General features: G+C 69.7%; 21 protein-coding genes. 8 read left to right on the top strand and 13 right to left on the bottom strand.

What is annotated here, in order from left to right:
* Window positions 1-78 precede the first annotated feature (78 nt).
* The 3 genes from OG385_RS09520 (at window position 79) to OG385_RS09510 (ending at window position 4,139) form a co-directional block, all read left to right on the top strand.
* Window positions 79-1,401, top strand: a complete 1,323-nt coding sequence (locus tag OG385_RS09520) for a PhoH family protein (protein ID WP_266853649.1) — start codon at window positions 79-81, stop codon at window positions 1,399-1,401.
* A gap of 461 nt (window positions 1,402-1,862) precedes the next feature.
* Window positions 1,863-2,573: a transglycosylase SLT domain-containing protein gene (locus OG385_RS09515; RefSeq protein WP_266853647.1), complete on the top strand. Its 711-nt coding sequence runs from the start codon at window positions 1,863-1,865 to the stop codon at window positions 2,571-2,573.
* A gap of 111 nt (window positions 2,574-2,684) precedes the next feature.
* Window positions 2,685-4,139, top strand: a complete 1,455-nt coding sequence (locus OG385_RS09510; protein ID WP_266853645.1) for an AI-2E family transporter — start codon at window positions 2,685-2,687, stop codon at window positions 4,137-4,139.
* A 118-nt stretch (window positions 4,140-4,257) separates the two neighbouring features.
* Here the strand turns inward: OG385_RS09510 and OG385_RS09505 are convergent, their stop codons facing one another.
* Together OG385_RS09505 and OG385_RS09500 are read right to left on the bottom strand one after the other, a co-directional pair.
* Window positions 4,258-4,791 carry an alkyl hydroperoxide reductase gene (locus OG385_RS09505; RefSeq protein WP_266853643.1) on the bottom strand — a complete coding sequence of 178 codons (534 nt, stop codon included), beginning with the start codon at window positions 4,789-4,791 and terminating at the stop codon, window positions 4,258-4,260.
* 12 nt (window positions 4,792-4,803) lie between these two features.
* Window positions 4,804-5,358 carry a peroxiredoxin gene (locus OG385_RS09500; protein WP_266853641.1) on the bottom strand — a complete coding sequence of 185 codons (555 nt, stop codon included), beginning with the start codon at window positions 5,356-5,358 and terminating at the stop codon, window positions 4,804-4,806.
* A 130-nt stretch (window positions 5,359-5,488) separates the two neighbouring features.
* Here OG385_RS09500 and OG385_RS09495 point away from each other — a divergent pair, with 130 nt between their 5' ends.
* Entirely contained in the window at window positions 5,489-6,448 is a 960-nt protein-coding gene (locus tag OG385_RS09495) for a hydrogen peroxide-inducible genes activator (RefSeq protein ID WP_266853640.1), read from the top strand.
* Between the two features lie 35 nt (window positions 6,449-6,483).
* Here OG385_RS09495 and OG385_RS09490 read toward each other — a convergent pair whose 3' ends face one another.
* From OG385_RS09490 to OG385_RS09470, 5 genes are all read right to left on the bottom strand, one after another.
* Window positions 6,484-8,787, bottom strand: a complete 2,304-nt coding sequence (locus tag OG385_RS09490) for an FtsX-like permease family protein (RefSeq protein ID WP_266853639.1) — start codon at window positions 8,785-8,787, stop codon at window positions 6,484-6,486.
* A complete protein-coding gene (locus tag OG385_RS09485; RefSeq protein ID WP_266853637.1) occupies window positions 8,784-9,470 on the bottom strand; it encodes an ABC transporter ATP-binding protein in 687 nt (228 codons plus the stop codon). Before OG385_RS09485 ends, OG385_RS09490 begins: the two co-directional genes overlap by 4 nt.
* The gene (locus OG385_RS09480; RefSeq protein WP_266853635.1) at window positions 9,467-9,991 is read right to left on the bottom strand and encodes a PadR family transcriptional regulator; all 525 of its coding nucleotides are present in this window, start codon (window positions 9,989-9,991) and stop codon (window positions 9,467-9,469) included. The genes OG385_RS09485 and OG385_RS09480 overlap by 4 nt, the downstream gene beginning before the upstream one ends.
* Window positions 9,992-10,057: 66 nt before the next feature.
* Entirely contained in the window at window positions 10,058-12,391 is a 2,334-nt protein-coding gene (locus OG385_RS09475) for an FtsX-like permease family protein (RefSeq protein WP_266853633.1), read from the bottom strand.
* Window positions 12,392-12,396: 5 nt separating this feature from the next.
* Window positions 12,397-13,089: an ABC transporter ATP-binding protein gene (locus OG385_RS09470; protein WP_266853631.1), complete on the bottom strand. Its 693-nt coding sequence runs from the start codon at window positions 13,087-13,089 to the stop codon at window positions 12,397-12,399.
* A gap of 279 nt (window positions 13,090-13,368) precedes the next feature.
* Here OG385_RS09470 and OG385_RS09465 point away from each other — a divergent pair, with 279 nt between their 5' ends.
* Window positions 13,369-15,780 carry a transglycosylase domain-containing protein gene (locus OG385_RS09465; protein ID WP_266853630.1) on the top strand — a complete coding sequence of 804 codons (2,412 nt, stop codon included), beginning with the start codon at window positions 13,369-13,371 and terminating at the stop codon, window positions 15,778-15,780.
* Window positions 15,781-15,855: 75 nt separating this feature from the next.
* Here the strand turns inward: OG385_RS09465 and OG385_RS09460 are convergent, their stop codons facing one another.
* From OG385_RS09460 to OG385_RS09440, 5 genes are all read right to left on the bottom strand, one after another.
* Window positions 15,856-17,322 carry a catalase gene (locus tag OG385_RS09460; RefSeq protein ID WP_266853628.1) on the bottom strand — a complete coding sequence of 489 codons (1,467 nt, stop codon included), beginning with the start codon at window positions 17,320-17,322 and terminating at the stop codon, window positions 15,856-15,858.
* Between the two features lie 186 nt (window positions 17,323-17,508).
* Entirely contained in the window at window positions 17,509-19,341 is a 1,833-nt protein-coding gene (locus tag OG385_RS09455) for a SpoIIE family protein phosphatase (protein ID WP_266853626.1), read from the bottom strand.
* A gap of 201 nt (window positions 19,342-19,542) precedes the next feature.
* Window positions 19,543-20,208 carry a DUF402 domain-containing protein gene (locus OG385_RS09450; protein ID WP_266853625.1) on the bottom strand — a complete coding sequence of 222 codons (666 nt, stop codon included), beginning with the start codon at window positions 20,206-20,208 and terminating at the stop codon, window positions 19,543-19,545.
* Window positions 20,209-20,293: 85 nt separating this feature from the next.
* Window positions 20,294-21,682, bottom strand: coding sequence for an aspartate ammonia-lyase (locus OG385_RS09445; protein ID WP_266853623.1), 1,389 nt, complete (start codon window positions 21,680-21,682; stop codon window positions 20,294-20,296).
* Window positions 21,683-21,800: 118 nt separating this feature from the next.
* On the bottom strand, window positions 21,801-23,465 hold the full coding sequence (locus tag OG385_RS09440; RefSeq protein WP_266853622.1) for a fumarate hydratase: 1,665 nt from the start codon (window positions 23,463-23,465) through the stop codon (window positions 21,801-21,803).
* A gap of 259 nt (window positions 23,466-23,724) precedes the next feature.
* On the opposite strand from OG385_RS09440, the gene OG385_RS09435 reads away from it, so the two are divergent.
* Complete coding sequence (locus OG385_RS09435) at window positions 23,725-24,396, top strand: DUF1707 domain-containing protein (protein WP_266853620.1); 672 nt, start codon at window positions 23,725-23,727, stop codon at window positions 24,394-24,396.
* A 169-nt stretch (window positions 24,397-24,565) separates the two neighbouring features.
* Window positions 24,566-24,934: a WhiB family transcriptional regulator gene (locus tag OG385_RS09430; RefSeq protein WP_266853618.1), complete on the top strand. Its 369-nt coding sequence runs from the start codon at window positions 24,566-24,568 to the stop codon at window positions 24,932-24,934.
* A gap of 70 nt (window positions 24,935-25,004) precedes the next feature.
* Here OG385_RS09430 and glpX read toward each other — a convergent pair whose 3' ends face one another.
* Window positions 25,005-26,036 carry a class II fructose-bisphosphatase gene (gene glpX, locus OG385_RS09425; protein ID WP_266853617.1) on the bottom strand — a complete coding sequence of 344 codons (1,032 nt, stop codon included), beginning with the start codon at window positions 26,034-26,036 and terminating at the stop codon, window positions 25,005-25,007.
* Window positions 26,037-26,162: 126 nt separating this feature from the next.
* Here glpX and OG385_RS09420 point away from each other — a divergent pair, with 126 nt between their 5' ends.
* On the top strand, window positions 26,163-26,771 hold the full coding sequence (locus tag OG385_RS09420) for a DUF4245 domain-containing protein (protein ID WP_266853615.1): 609 nt from the start codon (window positions 26,163-26,165) through the stop codon (window positions 26,769-26,771).
* Window positions 26,772-26,865 lie beyond the last annotated feature (94 nt).

Raw genomic sequence — 26,865 nt, 5'->3', positions numbered from 1 at the left:
GCCCGCCCCGGTCCCAGCAGCCCGCGACGCCGTCGCTCCCCGACCTCAGGCTTGTGTCCAAAGGGGGTACGTCCTTCCGTGGTGACCAGCACTAAGCGCCGCATGCCCGACAGGCGCACTTATGTTCTTGACACCAGCGTCCTGCTGGCCGATCCCAACGCCATGACCCGGTTCGACGAGCACGAGGTCGTGCTCCCGATCGTCGTGGTCACGGAACTGGAGGCCAAGAGGCACCATCCGGAGCTCGGATACTTCGCCCGGCAGGCGCTGCGCCTGCTGGACGACTTCCGGGTGAGGTACGGACGTCTCGACGCCCCTCTTCCCATGGGCGAACTCGGCGGGACCCTCCGTGTCGAACTCAACCACTCGGATCCCAGCGTGCTCCCGGCCGGCTACCGGCTCGGGGACAACGACTCACGCATCCTCGCGGTCGCGCGCAACCTCCAGGCCGAGGGATTCGACGTCACCGTCGTCTCCAAGGACCTGCCGCTGCGCATCAAGGCCTCGTCCGTGGGACTCCTCGCCGAGGAGTACCGCGCCGAACTGGCGATCACGGACTCCGGCTACACGGGGATGAGCGAACTGACCCTCTCGCCCGACCAGGTGGACCTGCTCTTCTCCGAGGACACCCTGTATGTACCGGAGGCCGCCGAACTGCCCGTACACACCGGCATGGTGCTCCAGTCCGAGCGCGGCAAGGCGCTGGGCCGGATCACGGCCGAGGGCAATGTGAAACTCGTACGGGGCGACCGCGAGGCCTTCGGGCTGCACGGCCGCAGCGCCGAGCAGCGCATCGCGCTCGATCTGCTCCTCGATCCGGACATCGGCATCATCTCGATGGGCGGCAGGGCCGGCACCGGCAAGTCCGCACTGGCGCTCTGCGCGGGGCTTGAGGCCGTCCTGGAGCGCAGGCAGCACCAGAAGGTGATGGTCTTCCGTCCGCTGTACGCGGTCGGCGGGCAGGAACTCGGCTATCTGCCCGGCTCCGAGTCCGAGAAGATGGGGCCCTGGGCGCAGGCGGTCTTCGACACGCTCTCCTCGGTGACGAGCCGGGACGTGATCGAGGAAGTGGTCGGACGGGGCATGCTCGAAGTCCTGCCGCTCACTCATATCCGGGGCCGCTCACTGCACGACGCGTTCGTCATCGTGGACGAGGCCCAGTCCCTGGAGCGGAACGTCCTGCTGACGGTGCTCTCCCGGATTGGCTCGAACTCGCGGGTCGTACTGACCCACGACGTCGCCCAGCGGGACAACCTGCGGGTCGGCCGGTACGACGGAGTGGTCGCTGTAGTGGAGAAACTGAAGGGGCATCCGCTCTTCGCCCATGTCACCCTCACCCGGTCCGAGCGCTCGCAGATCGCCGCGCTGGTGACCGAAATGCTGGAGGACGGACAGCTCTAGAGGGACTGCCGGAAGATACGGCCGGAGAAGGTATGGCCAGAAGGTGTGGCCAGTAGGTATTGCCAGACACCGGCCCGTACGGTACTGGTCAGTTGAAGCCGCCCGGCAAGGCGCAGGAGCCTAGCCGGGCGGTTCTCTGTTGCGCAGCGTTCTCCAGAAAACTCGTGCGCCAAACGGGGTGTGAGCTTTAACACTCGGCCGACGTTTGCCTTGAAGCGTGGGCTTCGGGCAGAGTCTTGCTTCCGTCAGGCCCCGCATACGGCACACGTCCACCCTCAGGGGTGTAGCACCACACAACTCAACACTTGCCGCCGTATGCCGCCCGAGCACCACGCGGCACTTCCGTAAGGGAGTTGCCCACCGGGTCAGTGCCTCCCGTGACCTGTACGCCAGGGAGGCCCGCGCCAGGGGCACGATTGCGTCCGCGAGGTCACGAGCGGTCGCTGCTGGAAGGAAACCGTGTGAGCCGGATTTCGGTCCGGGGATTCGCGGTGGCGTCAGCCACTGCGGTCACCACCGTAGGAGCAGTTGTCGGCGTCGCATCGGGCAGCACGATGCCCGCAGGCGACAACATCGATGCAGCCTCCGCCGCGGACACGACGACTCTCGCAGACATTCCTGATGGTCAGCAGGCCCAGGTCGCGTCGCTGACGGAGCAGGCAGACACCCAGGCGGTGCAGGCCGACGCGGCAGCGAAGAAGTCCGCGGAGGAGTCGGCCCGCATCCAGGCCGCCAAGGACGCGAAGTCCAAGAAGGAAGCTGCTGACGAGGCAGTTGCCAAGGCCAAGGAGGCCGCGAAGAAGCGTGCCGAGCAGAAGAAGCTGGAATCCAGCCGCTCTTCTGTCCGTGACGCCAGCAGCTTCTCGTCGCAGGGCTCGTACACGGCCGCACAGGTCCAGGCCATGGCACGGCAGATGATGCCGTCCGACCAGTTCCAGTGCTTCAGCAACATCGTGAGCCATGAGTCCGGCTGGAACTACAAGGCGACCAACCCCGGTTCCGGCGCCTACGGTCTCGTGCAGGCTCTCCCGGGCTCGAAGATGTCGAGCGCGGGTGCCGACTGGCAGACCAATCCGGCCACGCAGATAAAGTGGGGCCTGAACTACATGAACAGCCGCTACCAGAGCCCCTGTGGTGCGTGGTCGTTCTGGCAGGCCAACAGCTGGTATTAGAGCGGCTTGTCCGCTCAACTCCATGGAGCCCCCCGCCGTCCTTCGGTGGGGGGCTCCATGCGTGTACGGTCGGCTCCGGATGGGGCGCGCGTTCGGGGGAAGAGGAAAAGGATGTCGAAACTGCCGGACTGGCTCGGACGCGTGGGCTCTGAACTCACCCACATGGGTGAAAGGTTGGAGGAACGCCGTTCCGCGGACGATGCGGACGGCGCCGCCGACGGAACGGGGACCGCGTCGCACGGCGGACCCGGCGGGCCCGGCCATCCGGCGCCCGGTCAGGTGCCGCCGCCCCCGGACTACGCGCCGGCCGTCGCGGCCCGCCCCGACCCGGTGGCCGCCGTGCCGTGGGGGATGCGGGTGGCCGCCGAGGCGGGCTGGCGTCTCCTCGTCCTCGCGGGGACCCTCTGGGTGCTGATGCGGGTCATCAGCACCATCCAGCTGGTCGTCCTCGCGTTCGTCGGCGCGCTGCTCGTCACCGCGCTCCTCCAGCCGACGGTCGCCAGGCTCCGGCGGGCCGGCCTGCCACGGGGGCTGGCCACCGCGCTGACCGCGATCCTGGGCTTCGTCATCATGGGCCTGGTCGGCTGGTTCGTGGTCTGGCAGGTGATGGAGAACCTGGACACGGTCTCCAGCCGGGTCCAGGAGGGCATCCAGGAGCTGCGGCGCTGGCTGCTGCACAGCCCGTTCCATGTGACGGACAAGCAGATCAATGAGATCGCCAAGAACCTCAGCGACACCGTCGGCACCAACACGAACGAGATCACGTCGGCCGGCCTCCAAGGGGTCACGGTCATGGTGGAGTTCCTCACCGGGATGCTGCTGGCGATGTTCTCGACCCTCTTCCTGCTGTACGACGGGGCGCGCATCTGGCAGTGGATGCTCAAGCTCGTCCCGGCGCAGGCCCGTCCGGGGGTCGCGGGCGCCGGGCCGCGTGCCTGGCGGACGCTGACCGCGTATGTGCGCGGCACGGTGATAGTGGCGCTGATCGACGCGATCTTCATCGGTCTTGGGCTGTTCTTCCTCGATGTGCCGCTGGCCGTGCCGCTGGCCGTCTTCATCTTTCTGTTCGCGTTCATCCCGCTGGTGGGCGCGGTGATGTCCGGTGCGCTCGCGGTGGTCGTCGCGCTGGTGACCCAGGGCCCGTTCACGGCGCTGATGGTCCTGATCGTGGTACTGGCCGTACAGCAGATCGAGGGCCATGTGCTCCAGCCGTTCATCCTCGGCCGTGCGGTGCGGGTCCATCCGCTGGCGGTGGTCCTCTCGGTGGCCGCCGGCGGCATGATCGCCGGAATCGGCGGAGCGGTGGTGGCGGTTCCGCTGGTGGCGGTGACCAACACGGTGGTCGGCTACCTCCGTGCGTACAGCATGGAGACCGCTCTGCGGGCCGCACCCCAGCAGCAGAAGGAGACCCAGGCTCAGGCGGCGGCCCAGGCGGCGGCTCAGGCAGCGGACCGGACAGCGCCCCAGGCGGCGGCTCAGGCTCCGGCACCCCCGGAGTCCGAGCCCGAGCCCGGTCCGGAGCCCGACGTCGGGAGCCCGGCACTCGGGACCGAGCTGCCCGAGTGACAGCCGGGGCGGAGGCGGCGTCAGGAACAGCTGTCCTCCGCCGGCCCCGCAACGGCAGCAGAAAGCCCCGGTGGTGCGTTTCCGCACATCACCGGGGCTTTCGTGGATGCCGTTACCGTTACTCGGCCAGGACGGCCTCGGCGTCGAGTGTCACGCCGACCGCCTGCAGCACGGAGGCGATCTTGAAGGCCTCCTGGATGGTCTCGCGGTCCACGCCCGCCTTGCGGAGCACCTGCTCGTGCGAGTCGAGGCACTGGCCGCAGCCGTTGATCGCGGAGACGGCGAGCGACCAGAGCTCGAAGTCGGCCTTCTCCACACCGGGGTTGCCGATCACGTTCATCCGCAGACCGGCGCGGAGCGTCCCGTACTCCGGGTCCGACAGCAGGTGCCGGGTCCGGTAGAAGACGTTGTTCATCGCCATGACGGCCGCCGCGGACCGGGCCGCGGTGTACGCCTCGGGGGAGAGGTTCGCCTTCGCCTCCGGCTCCAGCTCGCGCAGCACCAGCGGGGAGCGCGAAGCGATGGCGCAGGCGAGGACGGTGCCCCACAGCTGCTGCTTCGGCAGGTCGCTGTTGCCGATCACCGAACCGAGGTTCAGCTTCAGGTCCTTGGCGTAGTCCGGTATTGCGGACTTCAGTTCGTCGAGTGACATCGTGGAATCAGCTCACTCGCCCGAGAGGAGCGCGACCGGGTCCAGGGTGTTCTCGCCCTTGGTCCAGTTGCAGGGGCACAGCTCGTCGGTCTGCAGGGCGTCGAGGACCCGCAGGACCTCCTTGGGGTTACGGCCCACGGAACCGGCGGTCACCATCGTGAACTGGATCTCGTTGTTCTGGTCGACGATGAAGACGGCGCGCTGCGCGAAGCCGTCCTCGCCCTCGATGCCGAGGTCGCGCATCAGCTCGTGCTTCGAGTCGGCGAGCATCGGGAAGGGCAGGTCGGTGAGGTCCGGGTGGTCCTTGCGCCAGGCGTGGTGCACGAACTCGGAGTCACCGGAGAAGCCGAGGACCTGGGCGTCGCGGTCGGCGAACTCCTCGTTCAGCTTGCCGAAGGCGGCGATCTCGGTCGGGCACACGAAGGTGAAGTCCTTGGGCCACGCGAAGACGATCTTCCACTTGCCTTCGTAGGTCTTGTGGTCGATCTGCGCGAACTCCTTGCCGCTCTCCAGCGACACACAGGCAGTCAGGTCGAACTGGGGGAACTGGTCACCGACAGTGAGCACGTACTCTCCTTGCAGCTGCGGAATTCCCTTTTGGGGCGTTCCTGGGGGTTGGACGGGTTACAGAGTGACACAGGATCTATTGATCACAGAAATAGCTAGACTTGCTTGTCGTGATCGGAGGTACCTATCAGTGACCCACGTATATACGGGCGGAACCGTCCACAAGGGGAAGCAGCCCACTCTGTCGCAGCTGCGTGCCTTCGCGGCCGTGGCGGAGCATCTGCACTTCCGGGACGCGGCGGCGGCGATCGGCATGAGCCAGCCCGCTCTGTCGGGTGCCGTATCGGCGTTGGAGGACGCCCTCGGCGTACAGCTCCTGGAGCGGACCACCCGCAGGGTGCTGCTGTCGCCCGCCGGGGAGCGGCTCGCGGTGCGGGCCGGGGCGGTCCTCGACGCGGTCGGCGCGCTGATGGACGAGGCCGACGCGGTACGGGCGCCCTTCACCGGGGTGCTGCGGCTCGGGGTGATCCCCACCGTCGCCCCCTATCTGCTGCCGACCGTGCTGCGGCTCGTCCACCGCGAGTACCCGGATCTCGACCTCCAGGTGCACGAGGAGCAGACGTCCTCGCTCCTCGACGGGCTGACCGCGGGGCGGCTCGACCTGCTGCTGCTCGCGGTGCCGCTCGGGATGCCCGGGGTGGTGGAACTGCCGCTGTTCGACGAGGAGTTCGTCCTGGTCACCCCGCGCGAGCACTGGCTGGCCGGGCGCACCGACATCCCGCGTGACGCCCTGCGCGAGCTGGATCTGCTGCTGCTCGACGAGGGGCACTGCCTGCGGGACCAGACGCTGGACATCTGCCGGGAGGCCGGGCGCGCCGGCGGTGTGCCGGTGACGACCACGGCCGCCGGGCTCTCCACGCTGGTCCAGCTGGTGGCCGGCGGGCTCGGGGTGACGCTGCTGCCGCGTACGGCGGTACGGGTGGAGACCGGGCGCAACGAGCAGCTGGCCACGGCGTACTTCGCGGAGCCCGCGCCGATGCGGCGGATCGCACTGGCGATGCGGGCCGGGGCGGCGCGCCAGGGGGAGTTCACCGCGTTCGCCGCGGCGCTGCGGGAAGGGGTCCGGCCGCTGCCGGTCTGGCTGGCCTGACGGTGCGGGCCCCGCACCGTCAGGAGCCCTCCCCGCTACTCCGTGCGCAGTCCCTCCGGCCGCATCAGCCGCCACAGCGGCGGCAGGCTCAGCAGTGTGACGAGGACGACCACGCCGCCGCCGATACCGGCCATCGCCGCGACCGCGGTCCAGTCGACCGAGACCGAGTGGCCGACCATGTCGAGCAGGACCGAGCCGAGCCCCAGGCCCACCACCGTGGCGAGCAGCAGGCCCAGGGCGACCGGGACGGCCGTCTGCCACAGCACCGACCAGCTCATCGTGGAGCGGCGGGTGCCGAAGGCCGTCAGGGCGGCCAGCAGCTTCCGGCGGTCACGCAGCTGCTCCAGGACCGAGACGAGCAGGCTCGCGCCGATCAGCAGCAGCACCGCGGCGGCGCCGATGTACAGGCCCTTGCGGACGCTCGCGAAGCGGTTGTCCTCGCGTGTCTCGTGCAGGGCGTCGACCGAGGTCAGCGGAGTGACCTTCGCCGCACTGTTACGGACCAGGTCGACGGCGTCCGGCTCCGAAGGGTCGAGCGAGATGTAGTCCGTGTTGACCAGGGCGAGGTGCCGCAGCGCGGGGAGGGCCCCCGGCGTGAGCAGGATGCCCCCCGAGGCGGGGCCGCCGGCCGGGTCGGCCAGGACCTGCACCGTGTGGGTCCTGGCCGGGACGGTCCAGGTGAGGGTGCGGTCCTGCCGGTCACCGAAGGGCGCTTTGATGAACAGCCGTTTGCCGGGCGCGGCGATCTTCGTGAGGTTCTCGTCCCACCCACCGGTGGCGATGAACGCGTCGCCGTTCTCGCAGGACGGGAGCGCGGCCAGGACCCGGAGCGACGCGCAGTCGCCGGTGTACATGTCGCTGGTCTCCTCAGCGTTCTTCGTCCCCCCGGCGGTGGCCCGGCCGAATGTGAGCACCTTCCGCACACCGTGCGTGGAGCGCAGCGCTTCGACCATCCGGGTCTTCGTGAGGTCGCTCTGGACGATCATCTGGGCACGTGAGGTGTCGGCCCCGGTCTCCTTGCTGTAGTCGCCGTCGATCCCCGCGAACAGCATCTGGAGCGCGATGGCGCCGGCGACCGCGACGGCGATGCCGTTGACGAGCCGGGCGGCGGTGCCGCTTGTCATCTGGAGCCTGCGGACGGCCAGTTGCCAGGCGGTGCTGCCGCCGCCCAGACGGTTCACCACGGCTTCGATCAGCCAGGGCAGCAGCGCCGTCACGCCGACCAGCAGCAGCACGCTGCCGCCGATCACCAGCGTGCTATTGAAGTGGCCCGAGTCGCGGCCCTTGCCCAGCATCGGCACCAGCAGGGCGAGTCCGGCGACCGGCGGGAGCACCCGCCACCAGATCCGGCGGCGGCGCGGGACCGAGGTGCGGACGACACCGAGCGGCTCGATGACGACACCGCGCATGGCGAGCAGGGTGACCGCGATGGCCGCCGCGGGCACCGCGAGTGCGACCAGGACGGCCAGCGCCGCACTCGGGTCCAGGTCAGCGGGGAAGAGGTTGATCCCCGCCACGTCGATGTCGCCGACGAACGCCCGGCCGATCAGGAAGAAACCCGCGCCGAAAAGCACGCCGAGCAGCGAGCCCGCCAGCGCCTCGCCGGCCGCGATACGGCGGGTCATCCGGGAATCCGTACCGACCAGCCGCAGTGCGGCCAGCCTGCGGTCCCTGCTGTCGCTGCCGAAGCGCACGGCCGCCGCGATGAAGACACCCACCGGCATCAGCAGCACCACGAAGATGATGACGACGAGCAGTCTCAGGACCGGGTCCATGGCCTCGCGGGGCGGCAGATGCGCGAAGGAGGTGATGCGCCGCACCATGCCGGTCTCGTCCAGGGCGAGGTGCTTGTCGCCCGCGTAGTAGGCCAGTTCGTTCGGGCCGGTCAGACCGGCGTCGGCGATGGTGCCGGTGATCCGGTACGGGAGGCGCTCACGCAGCAGTGCGCCCTTGTCCGACGCCAGCAGCCTGCGCAGCGCCGGCGACGCCAGCATCTCGCCGTCGCCGGGCAGTGCGGACGTGCCGGGCGGTATCGGCGCTCTCGGGCCCTCGCCGCGGACCAGCCGGCCGCGGACATCGGTGCCCTTGTACACGGTGTCCACGACGCCCAGCAGCATCGTGTTGTCACCCGGCTTGTCGATCATCGTCGCGCCGAAGTCGTTGCGGTTGTCCTCCCGCGCGTCCCGGGCGGCGAGCGCGCTCGGTATCGCGGTGGTGATCAGCAGCAGCGCCACACCGAGGCCGACGCCGACCGCGGTCAGCAGTGTCCGGGTCCAGCCCTCGCGGCCCCCGCCGACAGCGAACTTCATGCCCATCGTGAGGTCTTGGGTCCAGCTCATACCAGGTGCTCCAGATCGCGGGACTTGCCGTCGCGTACGACGACTTCACGGTCCGAGTAGGCGGCGACGCGCGCCTCGTGGGTGACGAGGACGACAGCGGCGTTGGTGGAGCGGGCGGCCTGGGTCAGGAGTTCCATGACGCGCTCGCCGTTGAGGGAGTCGAGTGCGCCGGTCGGCTCGTCGGCGAAGAGCACCCGCGGGCCGGTCACCAGCGACCGTGCCACGGCCACCCGCTGGCCCTGCCCGCCGGAGACCTCGCCGGGGCGCTTGTGCCCCAGCTCGGCGACCTCCAGGCGCTCCATCCACTCCAGCGCCCGGCGCTCCGCCTCCTTGCGCTTGGTCCCGTTGAGCCGCAGCGGCAGCGCGACGTTCTCCGTGCAGGTCAGCTCGGGTACGAGCTGGCCGAACTGGAAGACGAAGCCGAAGTCCGTACGGCGCAGAGCGCTCCGCTCGGCTTCCGGCAGCGCGGACAGCTCCTGCCCCTGGTACGTGATGGAGCCCGAGTCGGGGCGGACGATACCGGCGAGGCAGTGCAGCAGCGTCGACTTGCCGGAGCCCGAAGGCCCCATGATCGCGACCACTTCGCCCGCGTGGACGGAGAACGCGGCGCCGTCGAGCGCGGTGGTCGGGCCGTACGCCTTGTGCAGGTCGTCGGCGTACAGCAGTGAACCGGCGGGGGTCACGGGCTTACCTCCTTGGCGAGCTGGCCGAGGCGCGCCGCGGTCAGTTCGAGCCAGCGCAGATCGGCTTCGAGGTGGAACAGGGCGTGGTCGCAGATCAGTTGGTCCGCGAGGTCCCCGCGGCGCTTGCGGTCCGTGAGGACGCGCATCAGCCGCAGATGCTCCGCGCGCTGGGTGTCCAGCAGATCGGCCGCGGGGCGGCCGGTGAGCAGCGCGAGGACGACCTTGGTGTAGAGCGTCGACTGGAGGTACGGCTCGGGCTTCTCGGGTGTGGCGAGCCACTGGTCGACATCGCTGATGCCGGCGTCGGTGATCGCGTACCGCTTGCGCTCGGGACCGCCCCCGGCCTCCATCGCGTCGACCTCGACGAGACCGTTCTTCAGGAGCCGGGACATGGTCGAGTAGACCTGCCCGTAGTGCAGCGGCCGGTCGTGGCCGAACTTCTCGTCGAAGGCGCGCTTGAGGTCGTAGCCGTGGCGCGGCCCCGACTCCAGGATGCCGAGCAGGGTGTGACCGATGGACATGGGGGAGGACCTTTCTTCGCTGGACGGTCGTGTGGGGCCGGCCGGCCTTGTTCGGGCCGGACGGTGTTACTCGGTACGGAGGCCGTCGGGGCGCATCATGCGCCACAGCGGAGGAAGGCTGAGCAGGGTGACGAGCAGGATCAGCGCGCCCCCGGCACCGGCCAGCGGGACGAAACCCCACCAGTCCGTCACGGACTTGCCGACCAGCCACAGCAGCGCGGTGCCGAGCCCGAGACCGCCGGCGACGGCGAGCGCCAGGCCGAGGGCCACGGGGACCGCGGTCTGCCAGAGCACCGACCAGCCCAGGGTGGGCCGGCGGGTGCCGAAGGCCACCAGGACCGACAGCAGCTTCCGGCGCTCGCGCAGCTGCTCCAGCTGCGACACGAGCATGGAGGCGGCGATCAGCGCCATGGTCGCGACGGCGCCCGCGAGCAGCCCGTTCTCGATGCTCGCGTACTGCTTGTCGCGGTCGACCAGGGTGAGGTCCCACACGCGCATGGCCGGGTCGATGCGGGCGGCGGTGTTCCGTACGTACTCGGCGGCGTCCGGCACTGACTGGTCGACCTTGACCAGGGCGCGGGTCTGCGCCTGCGGGAGCCGGTCCGCGCTGATCGCGGACGGTGTGACGAGGATGCCGTTGCGCTTCTCGCCCATCGGGTCGGGGCGGGCCATGACCGTGGGCGAGTCCTTCGGGAGCGTCCACAGCACGGGCTTGGCGTCCCGGCCGACGTTGAGCTTGCCGCCCGGCCGTACGGTCTTGTCCACCCAGGCGTTCATCTCCTTCTGCCCCTCGACGTGGGCGACGAAGGTGTCGCCGTCCTCGCAGGACGGGAGGTGGGCCAGCTCGCGCAGGGTCGGGCAGTCACCCATGGTGATCATGGTGGTGGGCCAGGGGCCCATCGCGTTCGGATCGGGGTCGCCGCCGGGCTTGTCGGCGTAGGACTCGATGGTGCCGATGACCGCCTCGACGCCCTTGGTGCCCTGGAACGCGTGGATCATCTGCCGGGCCCGTGCGGCGCTGGGGTAGTCCGCGTCGATGTGCATCTGGGCGCGGCTCGGGTCCTGGTTCGTGTTCTTGTCGAAGTCGTCGTGCAGCCCGACGAAGTACATCTGGAGCGCGACCGCCCCGGCGACGGCGACCGTGATGCCGCTGACCGCGCGGGCAGCCGATCCGCTGCTCAGCTGGAGCCTGCGGGTGGCCAGCTGGAAGGGGACGGGGCCGCCCTTCAGCCTGGCGACGACCGCCTCGACGACCCACGGCAGCAGGGTGGTCAGCCCGGCCAGCACCAGGATCGCGCCGATCGCGATGGGGTACGGATTGACGGAGACGGCCGTGCCGGTGATCCGGCCCGTGTGCAGCAGCAGGCCGAGACCGGCGACCGGCATCACCAGACGCCACCAGAGGCGGCGGGCGCGGGTGGCGCCCTGCCGGGCGACACCGAGCGGTTCGACGGTGACCGACCGCATCGCGAACAGCGTGACCAGCACCGCCGAGAACGGCACGGCCAGCGAGATCAGCGCCGCCAGCGCGGGAACCGGGGCCAGGTCGGACGGGAACGCGGACATCTTCCAGAGCCGGATTCCGCCGGTGAACTGCCGGCCGACGAGGAAGACCGCCCAGCCGAGCAGCACCCCCAGGACGGATCCCGCGAACGCCTCGCCCGCCGCGATCCGCCGGGTCATCCGGATGTCCGCGCCGACCAGCCGCAGCGAGGCGAGCCGCCGGTCGCGGCGGTCGCCGCCGAAGCGGACCGCGGTGGCGATGAAGATGGCCACCGGGGTGAGCAGGACGACACAGCCCAGGATGGTGAGCACCACCAGCGCGGAGGAGAGCGGCGGGCTCAGCGGACCGCCGCCGAAGTGCGCGATCCGGTGGGCACCGGTCGCCACAGTGAGGGTGGAGCTGCCCGCGTAGTAGTACAGCTCGCCCGGATCGCTCAGCCCGGACTGGCCGATGGTGCCGGTGATCCGGTACGGAAGGCGCTCGCGCAGCAGCTTGCCGCCGGCCGAGCTCAGCAGGTCCTTCAGGGCGGGCGAGACCACCATGGTGCCGGGGGCGGGGATCGCGCCGATACCGGGCGGGACGACCGGGTGGCCGCCGTCGGGGCGGAGCAGATAGCCGTTCAGGCTGTTGCCGTGGTACTCGCTCCCGGCCTGCCCGTACAGCAGGGTCGTGTCGCTGCGCGGGACCGGATTCCCCGCTGCGGAGAAGGTGCGGGCGGCTCCGCGCGCCGACTGGGTGCTCACCGCGTTGGGCAGTGCGGACGCGGCGAGCAGCAGCGCCACCCCGAGCGCGACACCGACGGCGGTGAGCGTGGTGCGCACCCAGCTCTCCCGGCCGCCGGTCACCGCGAACCGGACCCCCATGGCGAGGTCGTCGATGCGGCTCGTGCTGCTCATGCGGTTCATGCGGCGCTCTGCGCGAAGCGGTCGCGGGACTTGCCGTCGCGTACGACGACCTCACGGTCCGAGTAGGCGGCGACGCGCGCTTCATGGGTGACGAGGACGACGGCGGCGTCGGTGGAGCGGGCGGCCTGGGTGAAGAGTTCCATGACGCGCTCGCCGTTGAGGGAGTCGAGCGCGCCGGTCGGCTCGTCGGCGAAGAGCACCCGCGGACCGGTCACCAGCGAGCGGGCGATGGCGACGCGCTGGCCCTGCCCGCCGGAGACCTCGCCGGGGCGCTTGTGCCCCAGCTCGGCGACCTCCAGGCGCTCCATCCACTCCAGCGCCCTGCGCTCGGCCTCCTTGCGCCGGACGCCGTTGAGTCGCAGCGGCAGTGCGACGTTCTGCACACAGGACAGTTCGGGTACGAGCTGGCCGAACTGGAAGACGAAGCCGAAGTCCGTACGGCGCAGAGCGCTGCGGCCCATGTCGTTCATCGCGGTGAGGTCGTGGTCCGCGTACCGGATGGTGCCGGTGTCGGGGCTCACTATTCCGGCCAGGCAGTGCAGCAGTGTCGACTTGCCGGACCCGGACGGGCCCATCACCGCGACGATCTCGCCGGATGCGATGGCGAAGTCCGCGCCGGCCAGGGCGGGGGTCGGTCCGTAGACCTTGTGAAGGTCTATTGCGCTGAGCAACGGAGACTGGGATGGCATGACCGGGACTATACGCACTACGTATACCCACTGTGTATACCCGGGGTGCATAGTGCCGCAGAATCATGACATTCACGGGCAATCAGGGCGACTTGAGAGGGAGATCGTCCGGGAGTGGCAACCTTGTGGGCTTCCTGCTCGTCGGTTCCCTATGACACAGGTGCTGATTGTCACGTGTGGAAAGGGCCCCTTGGGAGTGGTCCCTGTCCAAAGGTGCTCAGGAAGCGGTGTTAGCTTTCGACAGCTGGACTGGGTGAGAGAAGGCGGAGTCACAGAGCGATGGGCCGTGCGGACGATCGACGAGCCCGGCAGCGCGGGGCGCGCCGGGGCAAATCAACGAACAGCAAGCAGAGCGGGAAGAGCGGGATACGCAGGCTCTTCACCTGGAAGAAGGTCCTGGGCGGGTTCTTCGTCTTCTGCCTGCTGCTGATGGGCGCGTTCGTCGTGTTCTACATGTACGTGCCGGTGCCGAAGGCGAACGCCGACGCGGAGCTCCAGAGCAACGTCTACAAGCTCAGCAACGGCAAGGTGATCGCCCGCACGGGCAAGGTCAACCGGGAGAAGGTCGACCTCTCCGAGGTCCCCCTGGACGTCCAGCACACCTTCGTCGCCGCCGAGAACAAGACCTTCTACCAGGACCACGGAGTCGACTTCAAGGGCACTGCCCGAGGGCTCTACAACACGGTCCAGGGCCGGAAGCAGGGTGGCTCGACGATCACCCAGCAGTACGTGAAGAACTACTACCTCAGCTCCGACCAGACGGTCACCCGGAAGCTCAAGGAGCTGGTGGTCTCCCTCAAGATCGACCAGAAGTTCTCCAAGCAGCAGATCCTCGCCGGGTACATCAACACCAGCTACTACGGCCGGGGGGCCTTCGGTATCCAGGCCGCGTCCCAGGCGTACTACGGGATCGACGCCAAGAACCTGAATGTGAGCCAGGGCGCGTATCTCGCCTCGCTGCTCCAGGCGCCGAGCCAGTACGACTGGTCGTCCGCGACCGCCGAGGGCAAGAAGCTGGTCAAGGCGCGCTGGGGTTACACCCTGGACAACATGGTCGAGAAGAAGTGGATCGACCCGACCAAGCGAGCCGAGCAGAAGTTCCCGATCCCGCAGAAGCCCAAGCCCGAAAGCGGCCTGAAGGGCCAGACCGGGTATCTGGTCAAGGCCGCCAACCAGGAGCTTGAGGCGCAGGGCATCTCCGAGGCGCAGATCGACGCCGGCGGCTGGACGGTCACGCTCAACATCGACCCGAAGAAGCAGGCCCAGCTGGAGAAGACGCTGCGGCAGCAGCTGACCAGCAAACTGCACCCCAAGACCAGTACGGTCGACGCGGACACCCAGGCGGGCGCGGTCTCGGTCAACCCGCACACCGGCGCCATCGAGGCGCTCTACGGCGGCGAGGACTACCTCAAGCACGAGTACAGCAACGCCAAGCGCGTCGACTACCAGCCCGCCTCCACCTTCAAGCCGCTGATCCTGGCGGCCGCCCTGGAGTCCGGCGCGAAGACGCAGGAGGGCCAGCCGATCAAGGCGAGCACCGTGTACGACGGTGACAGCCGCCGTCCGGTGGTCGACAGCAACGGCAACAAGGTCGGCTTCGCACCACCCAACGAGGACAACCAGAGCTACGGCCAGATCAACGTCCAGACCGCCATGAACAACTCGGTCAACTCGGTGTTCGCCCAGATGGGCGTGGACGTGGGCCTCGACAAGGTCAAGCAGCTCGGTGTCGACCTGGGCATGAGCTCCCTGAAGAACGCCCCGGCGGTGCCCGCGATGACCCTCGGTTCCTACGGCGCGAGTCCGATGGAGATGGCCGGGATCTACGCGACCTTCGACAACCACGGCAAGAAGGTCACCCCGACCATCGTGAAGTCGGCCACGCACCCCGGACTGGAGCCGTTCAAGCCGCAGAAGGCGATCGGCGACCAGGTGATCAGCCCGCAGACGGCGGACGCGGTCACCTCGGTCCTGACCGGTGTGGTCGACCAGGGCACCGGCACCGTCGTCAAGAACAAGGCACAGCCGGTCGCGGGCAAGACCGGTACATCGGACAACAACAAGTCCGCCTGGTTCACCGGCTACACCCCGAACCTGGTGACCTCGGTCGGCATGTTCGGTGAGGCTGCCAAGGCGCACGTGGAGGACGGCAAGAAGGTCCAGGCAGGCGCCCAGGTCACCATCAGCGGCGCGGCCGGCAGTGGCACCCGGGTCAACGGTGGTGGCTTCCCGGCCGAGATCTGGGCCGCGTACACCTTCGGTCTCGATATGAAGCCGAGCAAGTTCAGCCTGGACACCGACCAGGGCGCGGCGGTCGCACCGACCGCTCCGCCGCCCTCGAACACACCGCCGCCCCCGTCGACCCCGCCGCCGTCCAGCCCCGCGGCCCCGCCGCCGTCGTCACCGCCGGCGTCTCCGCCGGGCAGCCCCGATCCGGGCCACAGCACGACGGACGGGGGAGGGGGCAACTCGTCCACCGGGGGCAGTTCGAACGCCGGTACGTCGTCGGACGGTGGAGGCGGCAACGCCGCCGGGGGCAGTTCGAACGCCGGGCCGTCGACGGGCGGTGGAGGCGGCAACGCTGCCGGGGGCAATACGAACGCCGGTACCAACGCCGGCACCAATGCCGGTACCAACGCCGGCACGAACAACGGCACCACCAACGGTGGGCCGCTGGACTGGCAGAACTGACGGCGACGGAGCAGGACTGACAACGACGGAGCAGGACCGGCCTCGCCGGTCCTGCTCCGTCGTCTCTGCTGCCGGCTACGCCGGCTTGGCCTTCGCCGCGATCCGGTCACCGGTCGCCTGGTCGATGTTGCGCCAGTACTGCAGCGTCCGGTCGAGGACCGGAGCCGAGACGCCCTGCGCCAGATGGCCGACGACATTGTCGACGAGCCGTGCGCGCTGCTCGTCGTTGAGGACCTGGCGCACCATCGTGCCCGGCTGGCCCCAGTCGTCGTCGTCCCTGTGCAGCGTGTAGGCCTCACGGACCATCTCGCCCGCAGCCGTCTGCCAGCCGGCGGGCTCGCCGTAGCGGGCGGTGTCGGCCGCCGGGCCGCCGTACGAGTTGGGGGCGTACGGCCTGGACGCCGCGGACGGCTCGTACCGCATGGGCCCGTCCTTCGCGTACGAGTTCACGGGCGAGCGCGGCCTGTTGGGCGGCAGCTGCATGTAGTTCGGCCCGATCCGGTAGCGGTGCGTGTCCGGATACGAGAACAGCCGGCCCAGCAGCATCTTGTCCGGCGACGGTCCGATGCCGGGCACCATGTTCGACGGCTCGAAGGACGCCTGCTCGATATGGACGAAGTGGTCGTCCGGGTTCTTGTCGAGCGTCATCCGGCCGACGTCGATCAGCGGGTAGTCGCTGTGCGGCCACACCTTGGTGAGATCGAACGGGTTGAAGCGGTAGTCCGGGGCGTCCTCGAACGGCATGACCTGGACCTTGAGCGTCCACGTAGGGGCGTTCCCCGACTTGATCGACTCGAAGAGGTCCCGGCGGTGGTAGTCCGTGTCGCACCCGGCCATCGCGTCGGCGTCGGCCTGTGTCAGGAAGTCGATGCCCTGGTCGGTCTTGAAGTGGTACTTCACCCAGAACTTCTCGCCCGCGCCGTTCACCCACATGTAGGTGTGCGAGCCGTAGCCGTTCATATGGCGCCAGGTCTTGGGGATGCCCCGGTCACCCATCAGCCACGTCACCTGGTGCGCGGACTCGGGCGAGAGCGTCCAGAAGTCCCACTGCATGTCGTTGTCGCGCAGCCCGCTGTCCGGACGGCGCTTCTGGCTGCGGATGAAGTCCTGGAACTTGATCGTGTCACGGACGAAGAAGACCGGCGTGTTGTTGCCGACCAGGTCGTAATTGCCGTGCTCCGTATAGAACTTGAGCGCGAAACCACGCGGGTCGCGCCAGGTGTCGGGGGAGCCCATCTCGCCGGCGACCGTCGAGAAGCGGGCCAGCATCTCGGTGCGCTTGCCCGGCTGGAAGACGTCGGCCTTGGTGAACTGGCTGACGTCGTTGGTCACTTCGAAGGTCCCGTACGCACCGGAGCCCTTGGCGTGCACCACCCGCTCGGGGACCCGCTCCCGGTTGAACTGCGCCATCTTCTCGATCAGATAGGCGTCCTGCAACAGGATCGGGCCGTCGGCGCCGACAGTGAGCGAGTGTTCGTCGCTCTCCACCGGGATTCCCGCGTTGGTGGTGGTGTAGGTGGCCTTCTGGGATGCCTCGCTCACGAGCGTCTTCCCATCGTTCGAGGGGGTTGAGGTCGCTTCGTCCGCGTGCCCCAGTGAACCGCCCCGACACCCGGTCGGCAACATTTGGTTCCGTTGGGGGTACGGGCCCGGACAGCACTGAACCCGGTGGGGCCCCGGAGCTTCCGGGGGCCCACCGGGTTCAGTGGCCGGGCCTGCTCGGCGGGCCTACTCGGGCGGCGCGGCCGGCACCTGGATCTCGAACCAGACCACCTTGCCGGTGGAGAGCCGGGTCGCACCCCACCGCCGGGCCAGCCGGTTCACCAGGAACAGGCCCCGGCCGCCCTCGTCGGTGTCCCGGGCCCGGCGCTGGCGCGGCAGCTGCGGGGAGTCGTCACCGACCTCGCAGCGCAGTACGTCGGTACGTAGCAGCCGCAGCGTCACCGGCCGCTCCGCGTACCGCACGGCGTTGGTCACGACCTCACTGACCAGCAGCTCCACCGCGTCCGACATCTCCTCCAGGCCCCAGCGCTCCAGCGCCCTGCGCACCAGCCGCCGGGCGCGGCCCGGGGCCTGCTCCTCCGGGTCGAGGAACCAGTACGCGACGTCGCTCGGCGCGATCCCGTCGAAGCGCGCCGCGAGCAGCGCGATGTCGTCGTCCCGGTCGCCGGGACCCAGCATGTCCAGCACGTCGTCGCAGAGGGCTTCGAGCGGCGGTGAGTGGTCGGGCCCCGTGAGCTCGGCGGTGGCCGCGAGCCGCTCCCGCAGCTGCTCGATCCCGGTCCAGACATCCCGCAGCCGTGACTCGACCAGGCCGTCCGTGTAGAGCAGCAGGGTGGCACCGGCGGGCGCGTCCAGCTCGACCGCCTCGAAGTCCACGCCACCCACCCCGATCGGGGCGCCCGGCGGGACCACCAGGACCTCCGCACGGCCGCCCAGATGGAGCAGCACGGGCGGCGGATGGCCCGCGTTGGCGATGGTGATCCGGTGCGCCACCGGGTCGTACACGGCGTACAGGCAGGTCGCCATCCGGTCCGAGCCGAGCCGCTGGGCCTGCTCGTCCAGATGGTGCAGCACCTCGGCGGGCGGCAGGTCCAGCTGCGCCAGCGTCTGGGCCGTCGTCCTGAGCTGGCCCATGATCGCGGCCGATGTCATGGAGTGCCCCATCACATCGCCCACCACCAGCGCGACCCGGCTGCCGGGCAGCGGAATCGCGTCGTACCAGTCGCCGCCGACCCGGGCGGTCTCGGCCGCCGGCAGATAGCGGGACGCCAGCTTGACGCCGGTCGGCTGGGGCAGCGAGTCCGGCAGCATGGTGCGCTGGAGCTCGTCGGCGATGTACGCCTCGCGCCCGTACAGCACGGCTTTGTCGATGCCCAGCGCGGTGTGGGTGGCCAGCTGGGCCGCGACCAGCAGGTCGTTGGGCTCGAACGTGGACCGGTCGGGGCGGCGGACGAAGACGGCGGCGCCGATCACCCGGCGTCTGCCGCGCAGCGGGGCGAGGATCGTGCGGTGCCCGTTCGGTACGGTCCGGTCGGGGCCCAGCAGTTCGGGCAGCGCGGCGCGGGCCGCGGCGGAGTCCCCGAAGACCGGGCGCACGCCCCGGAGTACTTCGGCCAGTGCGCCCCCGGAGGCCACCTCGCACAGCTGGGCGGCGAGCGGCTCCGGCTGCTCGTCGGAGGCTTCCTCGTCCACTAAACGGAGCCGGTCGGTGCGCCGCAGCCGCAGCACGAACGGGACCACCGGCCGCTCGTCGCCCACCGGCAGCGGATCGCGGAGGAAGACGAGTATCGCGTCGGCGAACGTCGGCACGGTCGCTCTGCACAGGCCGAGGACGATCTCGTCCAGGTCTATGCCCCGGGCGATACGCCGGGTGGCAGCCCCCACGAACCGGAGTCTGTCGCCCTCGCTGCGTCCGGGTGAGACCGCGGGCGCCGGTGGGGGCGCGGGGATGGCCCCCGCGGCCGCCACGTCGGCGTCCTGCTGCCGGGGGCGAGTGGGTTCGTGCGGCCGGGCAGCCGTGGGCTGCCGGCCTTCGTGGGAGGTGGTGTGCTCCGTCACGCGAGGGATTCCGTCCGTCCGAGGCAGGTGTGCGATGCAACCGCTTCGAGGGGTCGTATACCCGCTGTCATGGCTGCACCCCCCTGTAGTGACATTCGGTCAGTTCAACTGCTGCACGGGTTTGTTGTCATGGGATCGCTGTAGGGCGCAGCCTTGCGGAGGACGATCCTACGTTTGATCCCCGGGGGCGCATCAAGGGTCTCACGACGGCACGTGCGCGGGCGTGCGGTCCCAGTCGTCCGGAAGGACGGGCACGGTCCACCGCGGATCGGGCCGCCAGGCCTCCCAGCCGTCGGTGAACGGCGACCCCCAGGACTCGATCAGCCCGACCGCCGCCCGGCCCGCCCGCCGCACGCGCCGCGCCTGACCGGCGCCCATCAGGCCGACCTGCTGGGCCTGGGCGAACTCGTCCTCGTCCAGCCACTGCCAACTGCGGTCGGGCAGCACCGAGATGTCCAGGAAGTGGTCCTCGGAATCGACGCCGCCGGCCCACCGGAGGTGCGGTTCCTCCAGATTCACGTACCAGCTCTTGAAGTGCCAGCCGCGGTCCCACCACAGCCACACGGACCAGGGCTCACGGGGCCGCACCAGTTTCAGCACACCCATGCCCCACCAGTGGTCCCGCACGACGGTGCGCGGCTTGGTGTACCGGGTGGCGAGCGGCTCCCGGTGCACCGGGGTCCCGTCGGCGAGCGCGGGCTTCATGCACTCGGTACCCGGTGCCAGCCAGACCGCGAGCAGGTCGTCCGTGTCCTGCACGACGGTCACCGGGCGGCAGATGTGCAGGTGGTCGGACGCGTTGCCGCGGTAACGCCAGAGAATGTGGTCCCCGGGCTTCCAGCGTTGTGTTCCTCCTGCACCTGTCATGCGGAGATCTTAGGAGTACGGACGGTGCGGCGCAGCGATGCGGGTCACCCGGATGCCCGGGTGACCGCCTGATCACAGCCGCTGTTCACGGCCGCGTCATGCTCAGGACGTCCAGCGCCGCGTCCAGTTCCTCCGCCGTCAGATCGCCCCGCTCGACATACCCCTCGTCCAGCACGACGTCCCGGATGGTCCTGCGCTCGGCCACCGCCCGCTTGGCGACCTTCGCGGCCTCCTCGTACCCGATGTACTTGTTCAGCGGCGTGACGACCGACGGCGAGGACTCCGCGTACTCCCGGGCCCGCTCCGGGTGCGCGGTGATCCCGTCGACCGTGCGGTCCGCGAGCAGCCGGGAGACGTTGGCCAGCAGCCGCACCGACTCCAGGACGTTCTTGGCGATGACCGGCAGCATCACGTTCAGCTCGAAGTTGCCGGCGGCCCCGGCCGCGGCGACCGTCGCGTCGTTGCCCGTGACCTGCGCCGCCACCATCAGCACCGCCTCCGGGATCACCGGATTGACCTTGCCGGGCATGATGGACGAACCGGGCTGGAGGTCGGGCAGTGAGATCTCGGCGAGGCCGGTGCGTGGGCCCGAGGCCATCCAGCGCAGATCGTTGGAGATCTTCGTCAGCCCGGCTCCGATCGTCCGCAGCTGGCCGGACGTCTCGACGATCCCGTCCCGGGCGCTCTGCGCCTCGAAGTGGTTGCGGGCCTCGGTCAGCGGGAGTCCCGTGGCCCCGGCCACCTCGGCGATGACAGCGGCCGAGAAGCCGGGCGGGGTGTTGATGCCGGTGCCCACCGCCGTACCGCCCAGGGGCAGTTCGGCGAGGCGGGGCAGCGAGGAGTTGAGCCGCTCGACGCCGTACCTGATCTGCGCCGCGTACCCGCCGAACTCCTGGCCGAGCGTCACCGGTGTGGCGTCCATCAGATGCGTACGCCCGGACTTGACCACGTCCGAGAACTCCGCGGCCTTGCGCTCCAGCGCCTCGGCGAGGTGGTCGAGCGCCGGGATCAGATCACGGGTGACGGCCGCGGTCGCCGCGATGTGGATCGACGACGGGAACACGTCGTTGGACGACTGCGAGGCGTTCACATGGTCGTTGGGGTGCACCAGGCGCCCCAGCCGCTCGGTGGCGAGCGTGGCCAGGACCTCGTTCATGTTCATGTTGGAGGACGTGCCGGACCCGGTCTGGAAGACGTCCACCGGGAACTCGCCGTCCCACCGCCCGTCGGCGACCTCGGCCGCCGCGTCCTGGACCGCCTGCGCGAGATCGTCCTCGATGACCCCGAGCCCGGCGTTGACCTTCGCGGCCGCCGCCTTGATCCGGGCCAGCGCCTCGATGTGCGCCCGCTCCAGGGTCTGGCCCGAGACGGGGAAGTTCTCCACGGCCCGCTGGGTCTGGGCGCGCCACTTGGCGCCGGCGGGCACCCGTACCTCGCCCATGGAGTCGTGCTCGATCCGGTACTGCTCAGTCATCGTCGTACCTCCACATCGGACAGCAACGTCTGACGGAGAGGTGTTCCCGGCCCCGGAGAGAAGATCACCCCTCACCGCCGTCCGGCCGTGAGGGGTGATCCGTGGTCTGCTGCCGCTGCTACGCCTGGCCGGGGGCGCGGACCGGGATGCTGAGGATGGTCGGGGACTCGGCGGGCGCCTGGAAGAAGTCGTTGCCCTTGTCGTCCACCACGATGAACGCCGGGAAGTCCTCGACCTCGATCTTCCACACGGCCTCCATGCCCAGCTCCTCGTACTCCAGGACCTCGACCTTCTTGATGCAGTCCTGGGCGAGCCGGGCCGCCGGGCCGCCGATCGAGCCGAGGTAGAAGCCGCCGTGGCTGCCGCACGCGTCGGTGACCTGCTTCGAGCGGTTGCCCTTGGCGAGCATCACCTTGGAGCCGCCCGCGGCCTGGAACTGCTCCACGTACGAGTCCATCCGGCCCGCCGTCGTCGGGCCGAACGAGCCGGACGCGTAGCCCTCGGGGGTCTTGGCGGGGCCCGCGTAGTAGACCGGGTGGTCCTTCAGGTACTGCGGCATCTCCTCGCCCGCGTCCAGCCGCTCCTTGATCTTGGCGTGCGCGATGTCGCGCGCCACGACCAGCGGCCCGGTCAGCGAGAGCCGGGTCTTGACCGGGAACTTGGTCAGCTCGGCGAGGACGTCGTCCATCGGCCGGTTCAGGTCGACGGATACGACGTCGCCGTCCTCCAGGTGCTCGTCCGTGGTGTCGGGCAGGAAGCGCGCCGGGTCGGTCTCCAACTGTTCCAGGAAGACGCCCTCGGCGGTGATCTTCGCGACGGCCTGCCGGTCGGCCGAGCACGATACGGCGATGGCGACGGGCAGCGAGGCGCCGTGCCGGGGCAGCCGGACGACGCGGACGTCGTGGCAGAAGTACTTCCCGCCGAACTGCGCGCCGATGCCGATCTTCTGCGTCAGCTCGAAGACCTTCTGCTCCAGCTCCGTGTCACGGAAGCCGTGCCCGGTCGGGGAGCCCTCGGTGGGCAGCTCGTCCAGGTAGTGCGCGGAGGCGTACTTGGCGGTCTTCAGCGCGAACTCGGCCGACGTGCCGCCCACGGTGATCGCCAGGTGGTACGGCGGGCAGGCGGCCGTCCCCAGCGAGCGGATCTTCTCCTCCAGGAACTTCATCATGGACGCCTCGTTGAGGACGGCCTTGGTCTCCTGGTAGAGGAACGACTTGTTGGCGGAGCCGCCGCCCTTGGCCATGAAGAGGAACTTGTACGCGCCGCCGTCGGTGGCGTACAGCTCGATCTGCGCGGGCAGGTTCGAGCCGGTGTTCTTCTCCTCCCACATGGTGAGCGGGGCCATCTGCGAGTACCGCAGGTTGAGCTTGGTGTACGCGTCGAAGATGCCGTGGGACAGGGCTTCCTCGTCGCCGCCCGCGGTCAGCACGTTCTGGCCGCGCTTGCCCATGACGATCGCGGTGCCGGTGTCCTGGCACATCGGGAGGACGCCCGCGGCCGCGATGTTGGCGTTCTTCAGCAGGTCGAGCGCGACGAACTTGTCGTTGGACGAGGCCTCGGGGTCGTCGATGATCTTGCGCAGCTGGGTGAGGTGGGCCGGGCGCAGATAGTGCGAGATGTCATGCATGGCCGCGGCGGCGAGCGTGCGCAGCGCCTCGGGCTCGACCTTGAGGAACGTACGCCCGTCGGCTTCGAAGGTGGAGACGCCCTCGGCGGTCACCAGCCGGTACGGCGTGGTGTCCGCTCCCACGGGAAGCAGATCGGAGTACGCAAACTCTGGCATGACGGCCATTCCTCACTCGGCAGACGCGGGCTGGCCTCCATCGGCACAGCATTCACCAGCGTAGAACCACGGGAGGGGCCCGCGGTGGTGAGGTAGGACTCACCTCCCGCGAAGGGGCCGTACCCGGGCACCGTCCCGCGCGGGGCGGCGGCTTTCCCGGCCCCGGGGCGGCGGGAGGCGGCGGTTTCCCCGCGCCCGGGGCGGAGTTGCGCGTCCCGTGCACTAGTCGCGATCTATCGCGTTTGGGTACGCTGGGTCGGTGGACCTCGAAAAGCACCCCCAGCAGCCGCAGCCCGTCGGCATCCGCGCGTCCGACGCCGACCGCGACCGGATCGCGGACATCCTCAGGGACGCCCTGGCAGAGGGGCGCCTCGACGCCGATGAGCACTCCGAGCGGATCGAGTCGGTCTACCGCGCGAAGACCCTCGCCGAGCTGGAGCCGCTGGTGCAGGATCTGCCGGCCGCCACCACCGGGAGCCGTCCCGACCCGGGCGCAGCGGCGTACGCGGTCGCGGACGACCCGGACACTCCGGTCACCGCGGACAACCTGGTCGCGGTCTTCTCCAGCTCGACCCGGAAGGGCCGTTGGCGCGTCGGCCGCAGGACGAACGCCTTCTCGCTCTTCGGCTCTGTCGAGATCGACCTCACCGAGGCGCTGTTCGAGCAGCGGCTGACCGTCATCAACGCCACCGCGATCTTCGGGAACATCGAGGTCAAGGTTCCGGAGAACGTCACTCTGCGCGGCAGCGGCACCGGGATCTTCGGCAACTTCGAGGTCAGCACGCTCGAATCGGAGAACCCGGAGGCGCCGGTCGTGGTGGTGAACGGGTGCGCGGTCTTCAGCAACATCGAGGCCAAGCCGAAGCGGGGCAAGCTGGTGGCGGACCTGCGCTCCATGGTCGACAAGAAGCTGCGCAAGCACCTCGGGTAGCACGCGCCGGGCAGCCCGGGACCGCCCGGGCGCTTCGGGCCGGGCGCGCGCCGGTACCGGTGCCGCGGACGGGTTCGTGACGGCCGGAACTCAGTGCATAGGCGTGCGCACAGCGGGTAGGGACTGCAGCATCGTCTCTCGCTCGCGAATCCGTCGTCAGGAGTAGACCGTGCTGCATCCGCCGCATCAGTCCTTGCAGGCCGCTGCCGTGCCGCCGCAGCGCGCTCCGGCACGGGAGGATCAGGCAGGGCCCTGGCATTCGGAGGCGGTGTGCCGCCGGGACGAGGCGGGGCTCTTCTTCGCCCCGTCCAAGGAGCCGACAGCCGCCAGACTCGCCCGCGAAGAGGCGGCGAAGCGGGTCTGCGCCCGCTGCCCGGTGCTCGTGGAGTGCCGCGAACACGCGCTGGTGCAGCCCGAGCCGTACGGGGTCTGGGGCGGGCTGACGGCCGCCGAGCGCCGCGTGGTCCTGGCCCGGCGCAGGCGCCGCGAGGTGGAGCTCAGGAGCACGGTCCAGGATCCGATGGCACAGGCGGGCTGACCGGGCACACGGAAGGGGCGCCCCCAGCCGCACACGGGGGGCGCCCCTTCCTGCTTGGTCCTGCCCGGGCCTACTTGGCGCGGTCGAAGTCCACCGTGCTGTAGGCGCGCAGCTTCGACAGCCGGTGCGTCGAGTCGATCTGACGGATCGTGCCCGACTTGGAGCGCATGACCAGCGACTGGGTCGTCGCGGTCTCGGCCCGGTAGCGCACCCCGCGCAGCAGTTCACCGTCGGTGATGCCGGTGGCCACGAAGAACACGTTGTCGCCGCTGACCAGGTCGGTCGTGGAGAGCACCCGGTCCAGGTCGTGGCCCGCGTCGATGGCGCGCTGGCGCTCGGCGTCGTCCTTGGGCCAGAGCTTGCCCTGGATCGTGCCGCCGAGGCACTTGATCGCGCAGGCGCTGATGATGCCCTCGGGCGTACCGCCGATGCCCATCAGCAGATCGACGCCGGTTCCTTCCCGTACGGCCATGATCGAGCCGGCGACGTCGCCGTCCGAAATGAACTTGATCCGGGCGCCGGTCTCCCGGATCTCCTTGACGATGCCCTCGTGGCGGGGGCGGTCGAGGATGACCACCGTCACGTCCTCGGGCGAGGAGTGCTTCGCCTTGGCGACCCGGCGGATGTTGACCGAGACGGGGGCGTTGATGTCGACGAAGTCGGCTGCCTCGGGGCCGGTGACCAGCTTGTCCATGTAGAACACGGCGGACGGGTCGAACATGGAGCCGCGGTCGGCGGCGGCCAGTACGGCGATGGCGTTCGGCATGCCCTTGGCGTTGAGCGTGGTGCCGTCGATCGGGTCGACGGCGATGTCGACCTCCGGGCCGGTGCCGTCGCCGATGTGCTCCCCGTTGAAGAGCATCGGGGCTTCGTCCTTCTCGCCCTCGCCGATGACGACGACGCCGTTCATGGAGACGGTGGAGACGAGCGTACGCATCGCGTTGACCGCGGCACCGTCCGCGCCGATCTTGTCGCCGCGCCCGACCCAACGGCCGGCGGCCATGGCGGCGGCCTCGGTGACCCGGACGAGCTCCAGGGCGAGGTTGCGGTCGGGGGCCTCCGGGGAGACCTCCAGCTGGGAAGGGAGATGATGCTCGGTCATCGGCACGCACCTTTCTGATACGACGACGGCCGTATGTAGAGGGTTCGTTCGATTCTATCGTCCGGTCGACAAAATGAGCACCGGGGCCCACGCATGAGCAGCGCGGCCACCTGAGACCATGGGTCCGTGGCAGGTACGCGAAGCAAGCAGACAGTGCGCGGAATGATCCAGTCGATGGTGGTCATCCTGGCCGCCGTCGCGGTCATCTACGTGTTCGTTCCGCACGGTGGGACTTCGGAGCCGGTGAAGACCGTCGACTACCGCGTGGAACAGCTCACCGCGCAGCGCGCGGCACCGTATCCGGTACAGGCGCCGGTGGGGCTGCCGAAGGGCTGGAAGGCGACCTCGGTCTCGTACGACCAGGACAGCGGCCATGCGTGGCACCTGGGGTTCCTGGACCCGGAGGAGCAGTACGTCGCGGTGGAGCAGAGCACCGGGCCCTCGGGCGGGTTCGTCACGACCGTGAGCAAGGGTGCGTCGAAGACGTCGCAGACCCAGCAGGTGGGCGGCGAGACCTGGCAGCGCTGGAAGGGCCCCAAGTACAACGCGCTCGTACGCCGGGACCACGGCTCGACGACGGCGGTGACGGGGACGGCGCCGTACGGGCAGCTGGCGCAGATGGCTGCGGCGCTGAAGGCCGAGAAGCCGGACACCCCCGCGAAGCCGGAGAACTCCTCGAAGCCGGAGGGCTCCTCAAAGCCGACCCCCGCCAAGTCGGGGAGTTCCGCGACGTAGTCGTGGCCCGGGGCCCGAGTGGCCCGTGGCCCGGGAGACATGGAGAGGCCGCCGCATCCCTCGGGGTGCGGCGGCCTCTCCATGTGCCGTGCGG

This window comes from Streptomyces sp. NBC_01306, from assembly GCF_026340465.1.
Classification (GTDB): domain Bacteria; phylum Actinomycetota; class Actinomycetes; order Streptomycetales; family Streptomycetaceae; genus Streptomyces.
The sequence above is the reverse complement of the archived record's forward strand: the minus strand, read 5'-3'. Positions and strand labels throughout refer to the sequence as shown.